We start from the raw sequence: 16998 nt of genomic DNA on the forward strand, positions 1-16998 counted from the left end.
CATGCACTACGTCATCTTAGGAGCCGGGGAAAGTGGGGTAGGAGCGGCGCTGCTCGCGCAAGCCAAAGGCCACACCGTGTTTGTGTCCGACAAAAGCCCTATCCAGCCCGCCTACAAGCAAAAGCTGGAAGCCGCCGGTATTCCTTTCGAGGAAAACCAGCACACCGAAGCTGAAATCCTGCGGGCCGATGAGGTGGTGAAAAGCCCCGGTATCCCGGAGAAGGCGCCCATTATTCAGGCCCTGAGAGCAAAAGGCACGCCCATTATTTCGGAAATTGAGCTGGCCGGCCGCTACACCCAGGCCCGGTGCATCTGCATCACGGGTACTAACGGCAAGACCACTACCACGCTGCTTACCTACCACTTGCTCAAGGAAGCAGGCCTGAGTGTAGGCCTGGCCGGCAACGTGGGTTACTCCCTGGCTGAGCAGGTAATTGAGGACCAGCACGACTACTACGTAGTGGAGCTGAGTTCCTTTCAGTTGGATGATACCTACGAATTTCAGCCCTGGATTTCGGTGTTGCTCAATATCACCCCCGACCACCTCGACCGGTACGGCTATTCCCTGGAAAGCTATGCCCGGGCCAAGCTGCGCATTATGCGCAACCAGGACAGCAACGGCTACTTCATTTACAACGCCGACGACGAGAACATTCAGCGCTATTTCCAGGCGGCCTTACGGCCGGTGCAGCAGTTGCCGTTCAGCCTGCACCACCGCCCCGATTATCACTTAGGCGCTTACTACCTGGCCGATGCGCAGGTGTGCGTGGATTTGCAGCCCGGTTACTACAATAAAACGGAGCAGCTTAGCACCGCCGCTTCCCCATTGATTGGGCAGCACAACCGCCAGAATATGCTGGCCGCCGTGCTCTGTGCCCGCCTGGCCGGCATCGAGAAGGCGCAGATTGAAACCAGCCTGGCGTCCTTTCACAACGCCGACCACCGTCTGCAACCCGTCGGCGACATTGGCGGGGCCCGTTTTATCAACGACAGCAAGGCCACCAACGTGGAAGCCGCCTGGTACGCGCTGGACGGCATCCACCAGCCCATCATCTGGATTGCCGGCGGCACCGACAAAGGCAACGACTACTCCACGCTGATTCCGCTGGCCCAGCATAAGGTAAAAGCGCTGATTTGCCTGGGCGTGGATAACGAGAAGCTTAAAGCCAATTTTGGCCCCGTCGTGCCTCACCTGGAGGAAACCCGTAGCATGACCGACGCCGTGCAGCGCGCCGTCGGCCTCGCCGCCCCCGGCGACGTGGTGCTCCTCTCGCCCGCCTGCGCCTCTTTCGATTTATTCCGAAATTACGAGGACCGGGGCCGGCAGTTCATGCAGGCCGTGCAGCAACTCATTGACGATAAAACCAACGAAGAAGCCAACGAATAGCAGCACGTCATGCTGAGGCGTAGCGGAAGCATCTCACTCGGCCACGTCAGAAGGTAACTGTCATGCTGAGCTTGCCGAAGCATCTCTACCGCTTCGTTAGGTTAGCATTGTAACGAAGCGGTAGAGATGCTTCGACTTCGCTCAGCATGATGTTCTATTAATTCGAACTCCATTTATTCACTCAGTCACCCACTCACCGATGGAACCCATAACCAACTGGCTGCGACAAAACCTGAAAGGTGACCCCGTGCTCTGGGGCATCGTGCTGCTGTTTTCGTTCATTTCCATTGCGGTGGTGTACTCGGCTACGGGTACGCTGGCCTACAAGAAGATGGGCGGCAACACCGAGTACTTTCTCATCAAACACACCGGCCTCATTTTCGTGGGCCTGTTTTTCATGTGGCTGGCCCACCGCATCGACTACCGCTACTACTCCCGCCTCTCACTCTACGCGCTGCTGGTTTCGGTGCCACTGCTGTTGTTCACGTATTTCTTTGGCGGAACCACGTTCAACGATGCCTCCCGCTGGCTCACCATTCCGCTCATCAACCAAACGTTTCAGCCCTCCGATTTGGCTAAACTGGCGTTGATTTCGCACTTAGCCTCCATGCTCAGCCGTCGGCAGCAGCACGTCGATGATTTCCTGACTACGCTGTTGCCCGTTATGCTGTGGGTCGGGCTGATTTGCGGCCTCATCATTCTGTCCAACGCCTCCACTGCGTTGCTGCTGTTTGCCACCTGCCTGCTGCTGATGTTCATTGGGCGGGTTCCGTTGAAGCAGATGGCGGTAATGGTGGTGATTGGGGTGGTAATTGGCGGGGTAGGGCTGGCCTCCGGTCAACGCCTGCAAACGGTAAAATCCCGGATTGAAAACTTCACCGACAAGAGCAAGCCGGTGCCGTTTCAACTGGAGCACGCCTACATTGCCGAGGCCACCGGCGGTATTTTCGGCAAGGGTCCCGGTAAGAGCACGGAGCGCAACATCATGCCCCACCCATACTCCGATTTTATTTACGCCATCATCATTGAGGAGTATGGTATGGTGGGCGGCGTGGTGGTTCTGTTCCTCTACCTGGCCTTTCTGTACCGGGGCCTGAAAACGGTGATGAACAGCTACGGCGCGTTCGGGGGGCTGCTGTCGGCAGGTCTGAGCTTTAGCCTGGTGCTACAGGCCATGGTGAATATGGGCGTGGCCGTGGGCCTGGGCCCGATTACCGGTTTGCCGCTGCCCCTGCTCAGTATGGGCGGCACTTCACTCATTTTCACCGGCATCAGCATCGGCATCATCCTGGCCGTGAGTCGGGGCGAGCGGGAAATCCGCCCCATGGTGGGTGAGCCCGCCGACACCCCCCGCATTCCGCGCGTGACGCAGTACGCTTAACTGGTTTGTAGTTTTTGGTTTCTGGTTTTGGGTCTGTTTAGGCGGCCGGAAATCCAAAAACCAAAAACTGCCGACCAAAAACCAAACTCCATGAAATTCATCATCAGCGGGGGCGGCACCGGCGGGCATATTTTCCCGGCCATAGCCATTGCCAACGAAGTACGCCGCCGCTACCCGGAAGCCGTTATCCTGTTTGTAGGAGCCAACGGCCGCATGGAAATGACCCGCGTACCCGAGGCCGGCTACGACATTGTGGGCCTGGATATTGCCGGTTTGCAGCGCCGCCTTACGCCCAAAAACCTGCTGTTCCCGATTAAAGTGATGCGCGCCGTGCGCAAAGCCGGCAAACTCATTGAGAAGTTCCGGCCCGATGCCGTGGTAGGCGTAGGTGGCTACGCCTCGGCCCCGGTGCTGCTGGCCGCTACTTCCCGGGGCATTCCGGCTCTTATCCAGGAGCAGAACTCCTATGCCGGTCTCGTAAACAAGCTGCTGGCCCGGCGGGTGCAGCGCATCTGCGTGGCCTACGCGGGCATGGAAAAATTCTTTCCCGCCGACCGGCTGGTACTCACCGGCAACCCCGTGCGCACCGAAATTGCCGACGGGCAGCGGGCCGAAGCGCTAGGGTTTTTTGGGCTGGATGCCAGTAGGCCGGTATTGTTGGTAATAGGAGGGAGCCTGGGAGCCCGCACCCTCAACCAGGCCACGGCCGCCGCTCTGCCCCGTCTGCAAGCAGCCGGGGTGCAGCTGCTCTGGCAAACCGGCAAAACCTACTACCCCGAAGCCGCCAAACAAGCCGCTCCCTTCGCCGCCGCCAACCTGCACGCCCTGGAGTTCGTGCGCCGCATGGACCTGGCCTATGCCGCCGCCGACGTGGTAATTTCGCGGGCCGGGGCCTTGTCGGTATCGGAGCTGTGCCTCACCGGCAAGCCCAGCATTCTGGTGCCCTCGCCCAACGTGGCCGAAGACCACCAGACCAAAAATGCCCTGGCCTTGACTCAGCAAGATGCCGCCCTGCTCGTGCGCGACGCGGAGGCCGGCTCCCAACTGTACGATACGGCCCTGGCCCTGCTCCAGAACCCAGCCCGCCAGCAGCAGCTGGCCGCCAACATCCGCCTTCTGGCCCACCCGCAAGCCACGGCTACCATCGTGGACGAGTTGCTGAAACTAGTGCACAGGATGTAGTGCTTGGTGCTCAGGTAGATGTGCTGGCGGAAGAAATTCATTTTTAACTTTTAATTCTCAATTTTTAATTGAAAAAGCACGTCTTCTTCCTCGGTATTGGCGGCATTGGTATGTCGGCCCTGGCGCGGTGGTTCCGGGCCAACGGCTACGAGGTGAGCGGCTACGACAAAACGCCCACGCCCCTCACCGAAAAGCTGGCCGCCGAGGGCATTGCCGTGCACTACCAGGATGCCGTGGACAACATTCCGCTGGCCGTGCGCCAGCACCGGGAGCAGACGCTGGTGGTCCTCACGCCCGCTATTCCTCAGGACCACCAAGAATGGGCGTGGCTGCGGGAGCAAGGCTACGACATTCAGAAGCGCAGCCAGGTATTGGGAGTACTCACCCAAGGCCGCCCCACCATAGCCGTAGCCGGTACTCACGGCAAAACCACCACCAGCAGCATGGTAGCCCACCTGCTGCACCACGCCGGCGTGCCCTGCGCGGCTTTCCTGGGCGGTATCAGCGTGAACCTGGGCTCCAACCTGCTGCTGCCGGAGGAGGGAATTGAGAATGAAGAATTAAAAATTAAAAATTCTTCGGCAGCTTCTGAAGACCTGGCCTCCAACCCCGAACAGCAAACAACCAACACTCCAGTAGTGGTAGAGGCCGATGAGTATGACCGGAGCTTCCTGACCCTGTTCCCGACGGTGGCCATTGTTACGAGCACCGACGCCGACCACCTCGACATCTACGGCCACAAGGAGGCGCTGGTGGAGTCGTTCCGGCAGTTTGTGGGCCAGATTCAGCCCGGCGGCACGCTCATCATCAACCACACCGCCGACCCCAGCGTGGCCGCTGCCGCCCCCGCAGGCGTGCGCGTCATTCGCTACGGCCTCACGTCCGAGCAGGGGCCGGAGCTGTATGCCACCGATATTTCCACGCAAGGGCACCAGTTCCGGTTTGCCCTGCATGGCCCGTACGGTACTGTTGAGAACTTGGAGCTGGCTGTGCCCGGGTATCATAACGTGGAAAACATGCTTGCTGCGGCTTGCGTGGCGCAACTGTATGGCCTCTCAGCCGCGCAGCTGCAAGCTGCCGTGGCCGCGTACCGGGGCGTCAAGCGCCGCTTCGAGTTTATCCTGACGGCCGGCACGCCCGCCGCGCCCAAGGTATACGTGGATGATTATGCCCACCATCCGCGCGAAATTGAGGCCTTCCTGCGTTCCGTGCGGGCCCTGTACCCGGGCAGCCGGTTGCGGGTCATCTTCCAGCCGCATCTGTTCAGCCGCACCCGCGACTTTGCCCCCGGATTTGCTGAGAGTCTGAGCCTTGCCGATGAGGTGGTGCTGCTGGATATCTACCCGGCCCGGGAGCTGCCCATGCCGGGCATAACCTCCGAATTGATTTTGTCACAAATAACCGCGCCCGAAAAATCTCTGCAAACCAAGGAGGAAATTTTGCGGAATGCCGAAACCAATCCGAATTTTGACGTATTAGCCACGGTCGGGGCCGGCGACATTGATCAACTTGTTCCCCGTTTAAAGAATATTTTGGATATTCGCTGGAATGGAGCTGAAGCGTAAAGCCAATAACCTGCTGTTTGCCACGGGCTGCCTGATCGTGCTGGCCGGCCTGGGCGCATTTGCGGCTTTCCGCCAGGCCAACCGGCCCGTGGGAGGCGTTATTGTTTCCATCAGCAACGAGTTCAACAACTTCTTCATCAGTGAGCGGGAGGTAACGGCCCTAATGACCCGGCAGGGCGAAGACCGGCTGGAAGGAGCCGCCCCCGCCGACATCAACCTGAAAAGCCTGGAGCAGCGCCTGAAGGCCCACAGCTTCGTGAAGGATGCCCAGGTATACCGCGACCTGGCCGGCAACCTGCACGCCGACGTGCGCCAGAACCGCCCCATTGCCCGCCTGGTCCACGCCGACTCGCGCCAGGACAGCTACCTGGATGCCGATGGACACCGTCTGCCTCTTTCACCTCTGTTCACGGCTCGGGTGGTACCCATTTCCCGCTTAGGCGGGCAGCCCCTGGCCGCCAGTTTTTTTCAGGATACTACCGGCACCCGCTATTTGGAATTTTTGCGTTTTATCGACGAGAAACCATTTTGGCGGGCGCAGGTTGCGGAGGTATTTATTAGTGCCAATGGTAAGATATCTTTTACCCAACAAGTCGGCGACCAACGAGTAGAATTTGGCTTTCCTGAGAATATTTCGGAAAAATTTGCGAAACTGATGGTATTTTACCGTCAAATTCCCCCTGTTCTCGGCTGGGACACGTATCACCGCGTTAATGTCGAGTTCAAGGATCAAATCATCTGCGAATAAAATTATCCGTCTAAAACGCTACCTTATAGCGAATTAGACGCCCTTTTCCTGCAACCAACCGCAACTCTCTCGCCCCTCCTCCCCATGCAACACGATAAGATTGTAGTCGGCCTCGACATTGGTACCACCAAAATCTGCGCCTTGGTTGGGCGTAAAAATGAATTTGGGAAGCTCGAAATTCTGGGCATGGGCAAAGCCGTGTCGGAAGGAGTTGTGCGCGGTATTGTGTCAAACATCGACAAGACCGTGGATGCCATCAAAAAGGCTATCCGGCAGGCCGAAGAACAATCGGGCATCAACATTGGGGTGGTGAATGTGGGTATTGCGGGGCAGCACATCAAGAGCCTGCAACACAACGGCAGCATCACCCGCGCCTCCGTCGATAATGAAATTACCCAGGCCGACGTGGAGCGCCTTACCAGCGACATGTACCGCTTGGTAACGCCACCCGGCTCCCAGATTATCCACGTGATGCCCCAGGACTACAAAGTAGACTATGAGGAGGGCATTCTGGACCCCGTGGGCATGTCGGGCGTGCGGCTGGAAGGCAACTTCCATATCATCACGGCCCAGAGCACGGCCATCAACAACATCTACAAGTGCGTCACCAAGGCCGGGCTGGAAATCGACAACCTGATTCTGGAGCCGCTGGCGTCGAGCATGTCGGTGCTGAGCGACGAGGAAAAGGAAGCCGGCGTGGCCCTGATTGACATTGGGGGCGGCACTACCGATCTGGCCGTGTTTAAGGATGGTATCATCCGCCACGCGGCCGTGCTGCCCTTCGGCGGCAACATTATCACCTCCGACATCAAGCAGGGCTGCCTGGTAATGCAAAACCAGGCCGAGCAGCTGAAAGTGAAGTTTGGCAAAGCCATTGCCGAGGAGGCTTCCGAATACGAAATCGTGAGCATTCCGGGCCTGCGCGACCGGGCTCCCAAGGAAATCAGCCTGAAAAACCTGGCGTACATCATTGAGGCCCGGATGGAGGAAATTGTGGAGTTGGTGTACGCCGAAATTCAGCGTCTGGGCTTCCAGGATAAGCTGGCCGCCGGCATCGTGCTGACGGGCGGCGGCTCCCAGCTCCAAAACCTGGTGCAGTTGGCCGAGTACGTAACCGGCATGGATACGCGCATCGGCTACCCCAACGAGCACCTGGGTAAGAGCAAGATTGAAGCCGTGAAGTCGCCGATGTACGCTACCACGGTGGGCCTGGTGCTAGCCGGCTACCGCTCCATCGACGACCGCACCACCCAGCGCACCTACGAGGAAACCGAGCAGAACCACTACCGCGCAACGCCCGAAGCGCGGCCCACAGCCACTCCGGCTCCCCCGGTAACTGCTCCCCAAATGCCGCAGTCGGCCCCCCAGCCTGCTGCGGATGCCGCCAAAAAATCGTCGGGAGCCGGCGACTTTTTCCAGAAGATTATCAGCCGCACCAAAGGGTTGCTGATTGATGACTTCGACGACAAGCAATATTAATTGTCAATTAAGAATTGTGAATTAAAAATTAAAAATGAGCCCTGAAGTTGGTCGAACTGAAAGCGGATTACGCTCAATTTTTAATTCATAATTTTTAATTTTTAATTGACTCACCACATGAATTTTACGTTTGATATTCCGGCGCAGTCCCGGTCCATCATCAAGGTGATTGGCGTAGGTGGTGGCGGCTCTAATGCCGTCAACCACATGTTCAGCCAAGGCATCAAGGATGTGGAGTTTGTCATTTGCAACACCGACAAGCAGGCGCTGGCTTCCTCCACCGTACCCAACCGCCTCCAGATTGGCGCCGACCTGACCGAAGGGCTGGGAGCCGGGGCCAACCCCGAGCGGGGTAAGCAGGCGGCCATCGAGAGCCGGGAGCAAATCCGGGAGCTGCTGAGCAATGGCACCAAGATGGTGTTCATTACGGCAGGTATGGGCGGCGGTACCGGTACCGGGGCCGCTCCGGTTATTGCCAAGGTGGCCAAGGAACTGGGCATCCTGACGGTGGGCATCGTAACGGCCCCCTTCCTGTTTGAAGGCAAGAAGAAGCGTCAGCAGGCTGAGCAGGGCATCAAGGAGTTGAGCGACAACTGCGACACGGTGCTGGTGATTCTTAACGACCGGCTCCGGGAGATTTTTGGGAATCTGCCTATTCGCTCGGCCTTCGCCAAAGCGGATAACGTGCTGAGCACGGCAGCCAAATCCATTGCTGAAATTATTACGGTAACGGCCGATGTGAACGTGGACTTTGAAGACGTGAAAACCGTCATGAAGGACTCGGGCGCGGCCGTAATGGGCAGCAGCATCACGGAGGGCGAAAACCGCGCCCAGCGGGCGGCCGAGGAGGCGTTGGCTTCGCCGCTGCTGAACAACACCGATATCCACGGGGCCCAGAAAATCCTGCTCAGCATTATGTCGGGCGACCAGGCCGAGCTGGAAATGGATGAACTCACGGAAATTACGGAGTACATCCAGGAGAAGGCCGGCCAGAACGCCGAGGTGATTTTCGGGCACGGTATTGACCCCACGCTGGGCCAGAGCATCCGCGTGACGGTTATTGCCACCGGGTTTGCCCGCGACGCGCACAACATCACCAACGTGGTAGCCCGGGAGGCGGAAGCTGCCGTGGCCCAGCCCGATCCGCAGATCAACATCTTCGATAAGGACCGGCAGGAGGCCCCGGCTGCGCCGGTAATTCCGACGTTTGGTTCCCCGGTGCCCGCCGCGGCCGAACCCCAGCCCGTCACCCGCTACGACCTGGAAACCTCCGCTCCGGCCCCTGCCAGCTATGATGCGTCGGTGGTTTCGGCGCCTTCGATGCCGGCGCCGGAGCCGGTGCTTTCACAGCAGCCCGGGCAGCCGGCCGCCACGCACCACTCGCTGCCGCGGCCGTCGCTGGACGCCCGGGCCGAGGAGCGTCGGCAGCGCTTACAGGCCCTGAGCAACGGCCTCAACTCGGAAGCCATCAAGGACCAGCTGGAAACCCCGGCCTACCTGCGTCGGCAGGTGAAGCTGGAAAACGTGGTGCCCTCCTCGGAGCAGAACATCAGCCGCTTCAACCTTTCGGATGACAACGAGCTGCTGGGCGACAACCGTTTCCTGCACGATAACGTGGATTAACCTTCCCATCTGCTACCAGATGCAACAAGCCCCCGGCCGGTTTCGGCAGGGGGCTTGTTGTTTGAAGCGGGTCAGGGCTTGGCGGGCGCCACCGAATCGGTGGCGGCCGTGTCGGGCGGCCACCGGTCGGGAGCGGCCACCTCATGGTCGGGGCTGAGCGGCCGATGCTGCCCCCGGCGCGGAGCCAGCGTACAGCCGGTAAGTAGGACGGCTATCAGGAGAGAAGCAAGCAAAGGTTTCATGCCGGAACAGAAAGGGTGGGTGCCGGCTCGGGCGCGGGCCGGAGCCAGCGGCTCACGGGCTCTTCGACGCCGTAGTGGAGCAGAATGGCCAGGAGGTTGAGCAGCAGAAACAAGATACCGGTATTTGCGCTGACGTGGGCCGCCAGCCAGTCGTGGAGCACGCCCATGTGAATCAGGTAGAAAACGTAGGAGCTTTTGCCCAGAACCTGGAGCAGTTCGCTGGAGAGCAGGCGGCGCAGCATGGTTTCTTCGGTGAGCAGACCGGCAAAGAACAGCAGGATACCGCCGGGCAGGGCTACGTTGTTCAGCACCACGCCCAGCGGATGCTCCTGCCCGTACGTGTAGCCGCCCTTGATGAGCACCATGCCACACACGCAGGCCAGCATCAGCCCCAGGCCCAGTAAAGTCCAGGTGGCTCGGAAGCGGAAGCGGCGCAGCTGGCCCCGCTGGTAGAGCAGCGCCAGCTGTATACCCGCGTAAAACTCGAAGCACCGGCCTGGAAAGGTGAAGAGCAGCATGAACTTCCAGGAGCCGAATAGGCCCTGGAGCGGGGTGTAGAAAGGTGCGCACACCAACACCAGTAGGCAACCCAGCGCCAGCAGCCCGAAAGGCTGAGCCCACAGGGGCATCAGGCGCTTCCGCAACAGCCAGAAAGCCAGCGGCGCGCACAGATAAAAGCATTCTTCCACCGTCAGGGACCAAGCTTGCGCAATACCGATATACTTGGTGGAATCGAAAAATGCCTGCGTGAGCGTGATGCTCTGCACCAGCTCGGTAGGATAAAAGATGCCCCGGTGCCAGAAAACGGCGTAGGTAATCAGCGTCAGCAGGAAATAGATGGGGTAAATCCGGGCAAACCGGTTGCGCAGGTAGCGCAGCCACTGCCGGGGCTGCGTCAGGGGCGCGTTGCCGTAGCGGAGCGTAATCAGAAAGCCGCTCAGCACGAAAAATACCGGCACGCCTACGTGAAATTCCAGCACCAGCGCAGCCAGTGGGGCCAGGGCGGCAGAGTGCTGAAACGGGTTGAAATGATGCAGAAACACCAAATAGGCAGCCAGGGCCCGCACTCCGGTGAAAGCCGGCAGGTACGTAGCGGCCCGCGAAGCCGCCAACGGGGAAGAAGTAGCAGGTAGCAGCAAGTGAGAACGTAAGAAGCCGCCAAACCTACCGATTTTTGGGGCTCTATTGCTTAAATGGGTCCGAAAACCGCTTATCGGTTAGGAAAGTGGAATCCGTGAGGGTTTTCAGGAAGGCAACCAGCTGGGCTTTTTCCTGAGCCGTGAGGTCGAGCTTGGTGCCGTTGGGAGTGTTGGACAGCAGCACATTGGGGTCGACGCCGGGGCTGTTGACCTGGATATGCTCGTTGTAGTGGTCGAGTACCTGCTCCAGCGTCGAGAAGCGGCCGTCGTGCATGTAGGGGGCTGTTTGGGCAATATTGCGCAGGCTGGGCGCTTTGAACTTGCCCCGGTCGGCCGGCAGGTTGGTGACGCCGCCGCGGCCGGGGTCGGTAAACGTGAGGTCGAGGCCGTTGTTGAAGAAATCGGGGGAGCTGAACAGGCCATTCTCGCTGATGTGGCAGTGGTGGCAGGCCCCGCCCCGGATAAACAAGCCGCTCACCTCGCCCGGATGATTGTTGAACAGCGCGGCCCCGGCCCGCTCCGTCGGGCTCAGCGAAATTTCCTTGCGCAAATACCGGTCGTAGCGGGAATTGGCCGAAATCAGGGTGCGCTCAAACTGCGCCAGCGCCTTCAGCACGTTGTCCTCGGTGATGGTACTGCTGCCGAAAGCCTGCTGGAAAAGCGGCGGGTACAATTCCGTTTGCTGTAGCTTTCGGACGCCCTCGGCCAGCAGCTGGTGCATCTCCACGGGGTTTTCGATGGGGGTGCGGGCCTGCTGTTCCAGATTGGTGGCGGCCCCGTCCCAGGTCAGGCTCTTCTCCCAGAGAAGGTTTACCAACGACATGGTATTGCGCCGGTGAGCCAGCCCGTCGGCCCCAATGGCCCGCAACTGCCCATCGGTAAAAGCCCGGCTCTGCTGGTGGCAGCTCCCGCACGATTGGGTACCGTTGCCAGAGAGTTTTACTTCATAGAACAGTCGGCGGCCCAAAGCCACTCCTTCTACCGTGAGGGGGTTGCCGGTGGGTACGGCTACGTTCTGGGGGAGGCCAGCCGGCAGTGCCAGCGCGTAGGGCGTGGTTACGTACGGAGTTTCTTGCTCTTCGCCTTTATCCTGGCAGCTGGCGGCTCCGGAAGCCAAAGCGGCGAGCAACAACAGGAAGCGAAGACGGACAAGCAGCTGGGACATAAAAAGCTTCGGAATGAGCCGATTCAATATAGCGGTTTTGGGTGAACCAGAGAAACCTGCCGGATAATTCCGGCCGCGGCGGATTGCGGGGAACGGTCGTATTTTTACCGGCCCTGTTCGGATTTACGCTTCATGAAAATACGCCTCTACGCTTTCCTGCACGAGTATTGGGTGGTGCTGTTATACCTGGGGCGTTGGTTGCTGCTGACCGCAGGTGTGGCCCTGCTGGCTGGTACGGCCGCAGCGGGGTTTCTGGTGGCCCTGGACTGGGTAACCAGTTGGCGGGAAGCCCACCCCTGGGTGCTGCTGCTGCTACCGCTGGGCGGGCTGCTGGTGGGGCTGCTGTATTACTATCTGGGCCGGGGGGTGGAAGCCGGTAATAACCTGCTGCTGGACGAGGTTCACCGGCCTACTGCTATTGTACCGCTGCGTATGGCTCCGCTGGTGTTGGTAGGTACGCTGCTGACCCACTTATTCGGGGGCTCGGCCGGGCGCGAGGGCACTGCCGTGCAGCTTGGCGGCACGCTGGCTGACCAACTGGCGCGCCTGCCGCTGCTGCGGCCCCGGGAGCGACCTACGCTGCTCATTGCCGGCATCAGTGCGGGTCTTGCGGCCGTGTTCGGCACGCCCCTGGCGGGGTCGGTGTTCGGCCTGGAGGTGTTTTTTTTGGGCCGGCTGCGCTACGAGGCTATTCTGCCGGCTTTCCTGGCTGCTGCCGGGGCCGACCTCGTGACGCGGGCCTGGGGGGTAGGGCACACGCCATACCCAACACTAATGGTTCCGGCACTGTCGGCGCAGCACTTGGTGCTGGCCGCCGGGGTAGGGGTGGTGTTCGGATTGGTGGCCCGGCTGTTTGCGGGCACTACGCACGCGGTCAGCCGGTTTTTTGCCGCTTGGGTGGCGTGGCCGCCGCTGCGGCCGGTGCTGGGTGGGGCCGGGGTGACAGCGCTGGTCTGGGCGTTGGGCACCACCGACTACATTGGGCTAGGTATTCCGACCATCATGGCTTCGTTTAGGGGGCCGCTGGAGCCGTATGCGTTTGCTTTGAAGCTACTGCTCACCGCCCTCACGCTAGGGGCCGGCTTCAAAGGGGGCGAGGTGACGCCGCTGTTCTTTATTGGCGCTACGCTGGGCAACGCGCTGGCCTTGGTGGTGCCGCTGCCGCTACCGTTGCTGGCGGGTATGGGGTTCGTGGCGGTATTTGCGGGGGCCGCCAACACGCCCCTGGCCTGCACGCTCATGGCCATGGAGCTGTTTGGGGCCGGGTGCGGACTATACGCCGGGCTGGCCTGCGTGGTGAGCTACCTGTTTTCTGGCCACCGCGGCATCTACGGGGCCCAGGTAATCGGGGAGCCCAAGCACCGCCGCTGGCTCCGGCAGCAGGGCAAACGGCTGCGGGAGTTGTAGGATAGAGTATTGGATGGTTGAATTGTCATCCTTTATCTGGCGTCCGCAGCGCAAAGAACCTTATGACATCAGAACGACTATCGTAATAACGACTTGTTCAAACGTAGTAAGGTCCTTCGCGCTGCGGACGCCAGATAAAGGATGACAGGCCATCTATCCATTTAACAATTCAACACTCCACCCATTCACTCCTTCATCACTTCAACAGGTACTTGCTCTGGTTAAAGCTGTAGCCCAGAGCTACTACCATGCGGCCGGCGCTGGCGGGGTGGTCGGTGGGGGCGGTGTACACGGGCAGCTGGAAGCTGGTGTTCAGGGAGAAATTCTTGTAGTACACATCCAGGCCGGGACCCAGCAGGGCGTTGTTCATGGCGTGCTCCCCGGTAAACCGGCCCTCGAAAGTTTCGCCCCGGGTTTTCTCGTAGAAAAACTGCGCCGAAGGATACACCTGCCAGTTGGTGCCCAGCGCCACGCGGTAGAACAGGTTGGCAAACGTGGTTGTGCTGGGGGCCAGGCTCTCCTGCACCGAGTTGCGGGTGGCGCGCCGGTAGCTGCTGTTCAGGCTCAGCCCCAGGTTACGGAAGCTGCCGATGTAGTTGGCATAGATGAACCCGTCGGTGGTGCCGGTGCCGGGCTGGTTGAGGGCGGGGTAGCGGCGGCCGTCGGGGCTGCGGCGCTGGTAGCTGCCGGTGGGCAGCTTGGCCCCGCCGCCCACAATCAGCCGGCTCTGCACCCCGGCCGTTTCGATGTTGCGGATGAGGTGGTAGCCGGCAAATACTGTCGCGTCGCCCACGCCGGCCAGGTTCAGCGTGGCGCCGTTGGCCCGGGCCGAGTTCATTACGTAGGGCACAAAGGCGTTTAGTTCCAGGCGTTTGCTCAGAAAGTATTTGCCCCGCAGTTCCACCACCCGGAATATTTCGTAGTCGTTGGGGTCGCCTTTGTGCGAGTGCCGAAAACCTGCGTCCACCTGGTTGAGCGGCCGGGAAACCAGCGGGTGCGCCCCGACGGGGAAAAACTTGGGGTACTGTCCGTAGCTCTGGTAACCATTGAACACCCGGTAGCGGTGCATCAGCGAAAAGCCGCTCTGGTTGTCGTAGGGGGTGATGCCCATGAAACACCCGCAAATGTCGCAGGCGCGGGTGGCAGTAGCCAGCAGCAGTGCCGGCAGCAGTAGCAGTAGGTTCTTATTCACTAGGTAAGGGGTAACTGTCCTGGCGCGCAGCGCGAGGAATCTGGGTGAAGTCGTTGGACCTACTAACTCAGACTCCGCCCGCTGCGCGGCAGGGCAGATGGGTCTGCGCGGCTGCTAGCGGTGCTCCGCCAGCCGCTGGTCGTGGGTAAATTCCGTGTCGGTGAGGGTTTGCAGGAAGGCCAGCAAATCTGTCTTCTCATCGTCGGTCAGCGCAATGCCCGGGCCGCCGGTTGAGCGGCGGAACTGGGCATCCAGTGTGCCTGATTCCACCATGCCGCCGCTGTAGTGGTCCAACACCTCGCGCAACGTCCGGAAACGGCCGTCGTGCATATAGGGCGGGGTGAGGGCCACGTTGCGCAGGCTGGGTACCTTGAAACGGCCAGCATCCTGGGGGCGGCCCGTAATGTGGGCCCGCCCCGAATCGGCCGCAAACGTGCGGTCCAGGCCGTTGTTGCGGTAGGTTTCGTCCGTGAACAGCTCGCCGGCGTGGCAGGCGCCGCACTTCTGGCGCAGCACCTGCAAGCCCCGCAGCTCCGGCGCCGACAGCTCCCCGCCGGCCTCGTGGCGGCGGTAGTGGTCGTAGCGGGAGTTGCTGCTGGTAAGGGCAGCCGTAAACTGGGCCAGAGCTTTCAGCAGCTGCTGCGAATCGATGGGGCGGCGGCCGTACACCCGCTCGAAGCGCTGCTGATAGCCAGCGTCGGCATTGAGCTTGCGCAGCACGTTTTCCAGCGTCTCATCCATTTCCACCGGGTTGGTGATGGGGGCCAGGGGCATGGTTTCGAGGTGTTTGGCCCCGCCGTCCCACAACAGCTCACTCCGCCACCGCAGGTTTTGCAGGGCCGGGGCATTGCGCGTACCCAGCAGGTTGTCAACCCCGTGGCTCAGGCGGTGGTCCTGGTGGGCGAAGGCCACAAACTGCTGGTGGCAGCTGCCGCAGGAAATATCCCCCGTGCGCGACAGGCGCGGGTCGTAGAACAGGCTGCGGCCCAGCTCAAACGCCTCCCGGGAGGGCGGGTTCTGGCTGGTGGCGTATACCGGGGCCGGAAAGTTGGCGGGTACCTCCGTCCCCGGCACCTCCCAGGCCGGCGCCACGTCGGCCTCGGTGGTGCACGCCGGAAGCAGCAGGCCGGCCAGCCCCAACAGGACCAGCCGGCGCATCGTATTGCCTAGCACGGGGCCGGCTAGTTAGCGTGCACGTGGTCGACGCGGAACATGCCGGCTGCCTGGTTGTCCGCCACCAGTACCGAGCTGCTGCCGCCCATGGTGTTGGAAAGCGTGGCGAAGTTGATGGGGTTGGGGCCGGTAAACATCTTCAGCACATCGGCTGCCAGGTGTACGGCCGGCGTCCGGTCCTTCCGAATCTGAATGGTGGCCCCGTTCAGGCTTGGCGACACCGTGCGGATGGTGTTGTTGGGCTTCTTGAACCCGCCAATGTGAAACAGCAGCTGCTTGTTGCCACCAGCCTGAGGTGAGCTGCCTTCCAGCTTTGTGTAGATATAGCCTGAGTTCCAGGTCCAGAACATACCGTTGCTGGGGTCGAGGGCCCCGGTCTGGGCCCCGGATACATTACGGGCACTATCCACGCCAATCGTGAAGGACAGAGAGGTATAGTCGCCGGCCGGCACGTCTTTCAGCGTGAAGGCCTTGGTCGTGGCGTCCGATTCCTTCACCAGATGGTAGCTTTCCGGCTCGGCGTACTCGGTGCCGTCGGCCTTCTTGAGCCGAATGTTGGAGAGGTAGTAGTTGAAGGTCGAAACCGTGAACTGCTGCCCCAAAGGCGTGGTATAGGTGCCCGTGGTCAGAGTCAGGGGAGTAGTGCCTACGACGTGGTCCAACTCAATATCCAGGGTACCAGCGGGAGCTAATACGTCCGCGTCCTCCTTACAGGCAGCGAGGGCTATGGTTAGAAAAGAAAAGCACAGTAGGGTAAACGAGCGAAACTTCATCAGGAAAACGGCAAAACAGGAAACTGAAAAACAGGCAGCCGCCGGATATCCTGCGCGGATATCGGGGCTGCGGTGGCCCGGCTCTGGCAGGCCGGGCACCATCCGAAGTTCAGGCCTATGCCGAGGGAGGATGAAAAATGCCGTATACCGGCGAGAAGGCGTAGCAGGAGGCTACGCGGGGGGCGAAGTGCGCCCGGGCCGGAGCGAAAACCGCCAACGGCAGCGGCACCACAAAAGCCAGCGGCGGCAGCACCTCGTATTTTACTTTGGCGAAGCCACTGGCCGGTGCTTTGCTTTCAGCGTCGGCTGCTTTGCCAAGCTGCTGGCGCAAATGGCACTTCCCATTGCACTTCAGCTGGGGCTTGGCTTTGTTTACGCAGAACAGCCGCGTGATTTCCGCCTTTCGGGCCTGATAATCCAGAACCAGCAACTCCCGACTAAACGTCTGGAGCAAAACGAGCATGGCCAGGAACAGAGCAACAAAACGGGTCATGCCACCAACACTACCAGGTAAATGCGGCCACAAGGTACCTAAAAGGACG

15 protein-coding genes are annotated in these 16998 nt (G+C 60.4%); 8 read left to right on the forward strand and 7 right to left on the reverse strand.

The annotated features are described in order from the left end of the window. Position 1 precedes the first annotated feature (1 nt). The 7 genes from murD to ftsZ all read left to right on the forward strand — a co-directional run bounded on the left by murD (position 2) and on the right by ftsZ (position 9365). The gene (gene murD, locus EI290_RS09130; RefSeq protein WP_125428928.1) at positions 2-1387 is read left to right on the forward strand and encodes a UDP-N-acetylmuramoyl-L-alanine--D-glutamate ligase; all 1386 of its coding nucleotides are present in this window, start codon (positions 2-4) and stop codon (positions 1385-1387) included. A 199-nt stretch (positions 1388-1586) separates the two neighbouring features. Continuing rightward, positions 1587-2768, forward strand: a complete 1182-nt coding sequence (locus tag EI290_RS09135; RefSeq protein WP_125428930.1) for an FtsW/RodA/SpoVE family cell cycle protein — start codon at positions 1587-1589, stop codon at positions 2766-2768. 90 nt (positions 2769-2858) lie between these two features. Then, positions 2859-3950, forward strand: coding sequence for an undecaprenyldiphospho-muramoylpentapeptide beta-N-acetylglucosaminyltransferase (gene murG / locus EI290_RS09140; protein WP_125428932.1), 1092 nt, complete (start codon positions 2859-2861; stop codon positions 3948-3950). A 68-nt stretch (positions 3951-4018) separates the two neighbouring features. Further along, positions 4019-5515, forward strand: a complete 1497-nt coding sequence (locus tag EI290_RS09145) for a UDP-N-acetylmuramate--L-alanine ligase (protein ID WP_125428934.1) — start codon at positions 4019-4021, stop codon at positions 5513-5515. Next, positions 5499-6263, forward strand: a complete 765-nt coding sequence (locus EI290_RS09150; RefSeq protein ID WP_125428936.1) for a cell division protein FtsQ/DivIB — start codon at positions 5499-5501, stop codon at positions 6261-6263. Before EI290_RS09145 ends, EI290_RS09150 begins: the two co-directional genes overlap by 17 nt. Positions 6264-6347: 84 nt before the next feature. Next, positions 6348-7742: a cell division protein FtsA gene (gene ftsA / locus EI290_RS09155; protein ID WP_125428938.1), complete on the forward strand. Its 1395-nt coding sequence runs from the start codon at positions 6348-6350 to the stop codon at positions 7740-7742. A 117-nt stretch (positions 7743-7859) separates the two neighbouring features. Further along, positions 7860-9365: a cell division protein FtsZ gene (ftsZ, locus tag EI290_RS09160; protein ID WP_125428939.1), complete on the forward strand. Its 1506-nt coding sequence runs from the start codon at positions 7860-7862 to the stop codon at positions 9363-9365. A gap of 71 nt (positions 9366-9436) precedes the next feature. Here ftsZ and EI290_RS22420 read toward each other — a convergent pair whose 3' ends face one another. The 3 genes from EI290_RS22420 to EI290_RS09170 are packed head-to-tail and all read right to left on the reverse strand — an operon-like array spanning position 9437 to position 11911. Further along, on the reverse strand, positions 9437-9607 hold the full coding sequence (locus EI290_RS22420; RefSeq protein ID WP_185816915.1) for a hypothetical protein: 171 nt from the start codon (positions 9605-9607) through the stop codon (positions 9437-9439). Beyond that, positions 9604-10746 carry an acyltransferase family protein gene (locus tag EI290_RS09165; protein WP_185816916.1) on the reverse strand — a complete coding sequence of 381 codons (1143 nt, stop codon included), beginning with the start codon at positions 10744-10746 and terminating at the stop codon, positions 9604-9606. Before EI290_RS09165 ends, EI290_RS22420 begins: the two co-directional genes overlap by 4 nt. 43 nt (positions 10747-10789) lie before the next feature. Further along, a complete protein-coding gene (locus tag EI290_RS09170; RefSeq protein ID WP_125428943.1) occupies positions 10790-11911 on the reverse strand; it encodes a cytochrome-c peroxidase in 1122 nt (373 codons plus the stop codon). Between the two features lie 132 nt (positions 11912-12043). On the opposite strand from EI290_RS09170, the gene EI290_RS09175 reads away from it, so the two are divergent. Then, entirely contained in the window at positions 12044-13318 is a 1275-nt protein-coding gene (locus EI290_RS09175; protein ID WP_185816917.1) for a chloride channel protein, read from the forward strand. A gap of 196 nt (positions 13319-13514) precedes the next feature. Here EI290_RS09175 and EI290_RS09180 read toward each other — a convergent pair whose 3' ends face one another. From EI290_RS09180 to EI290_RS09195, 4 genes are all read right to left on the reverse strand, one after another. Next, the gene (locus tag EI290_RS09180) at positions 13515-14510 is read right to left on the reverse strand and encodes a hypothetical protein (protein ID WP_125428945.1); all 996 of its coding nucleotides are present in this window, start codon (positions 14508-14510) and stop codon (positions 13515-13517) included. 114 nt (positions 14511-14624) lie between these two features. Next, positions 14625-15683, reverse strand: coding sequence for a cytochrome-c peroxidase (locus EI290_RS09185; RefSeq protein WP_246008907.1), 1059 nt, complete (start codon positions 15681-15683; stop codon positions 14625-14627). Positions 15684-15691: 8 nt separating this feature from the next. After that, positions 15692-16456: an MbnP family protein gene (locus tag EI290_RS09190; protein ID WP_125428947.1), complete on the reverse strand. Its 765-nt coding sequence runs from the start codon at positions 16454-16456 to the stop codon at positions 15692-15694. Between the two features lie 115 nt (positions 16457-16571). Then, entirely contained in the window at positions 16572-16949 is a 378-nt protein-coding gene (locus EI290_RS09195) for a hypothetical protein (RefSeq protein WP_125428949.1), read from the reverse strand. Positions 16950-16998 lie beyond the last annotated feature (49 nt).

Source organism: Hymenobacter metallilatus, assembly GCF_003944705.1.
Lineage (GTDB): Bacteria > Bacteroidota > Bacteroidia > Cytophagales > Hymenobacteraceae > Hymenobacter > Hymenobacter metallilatus.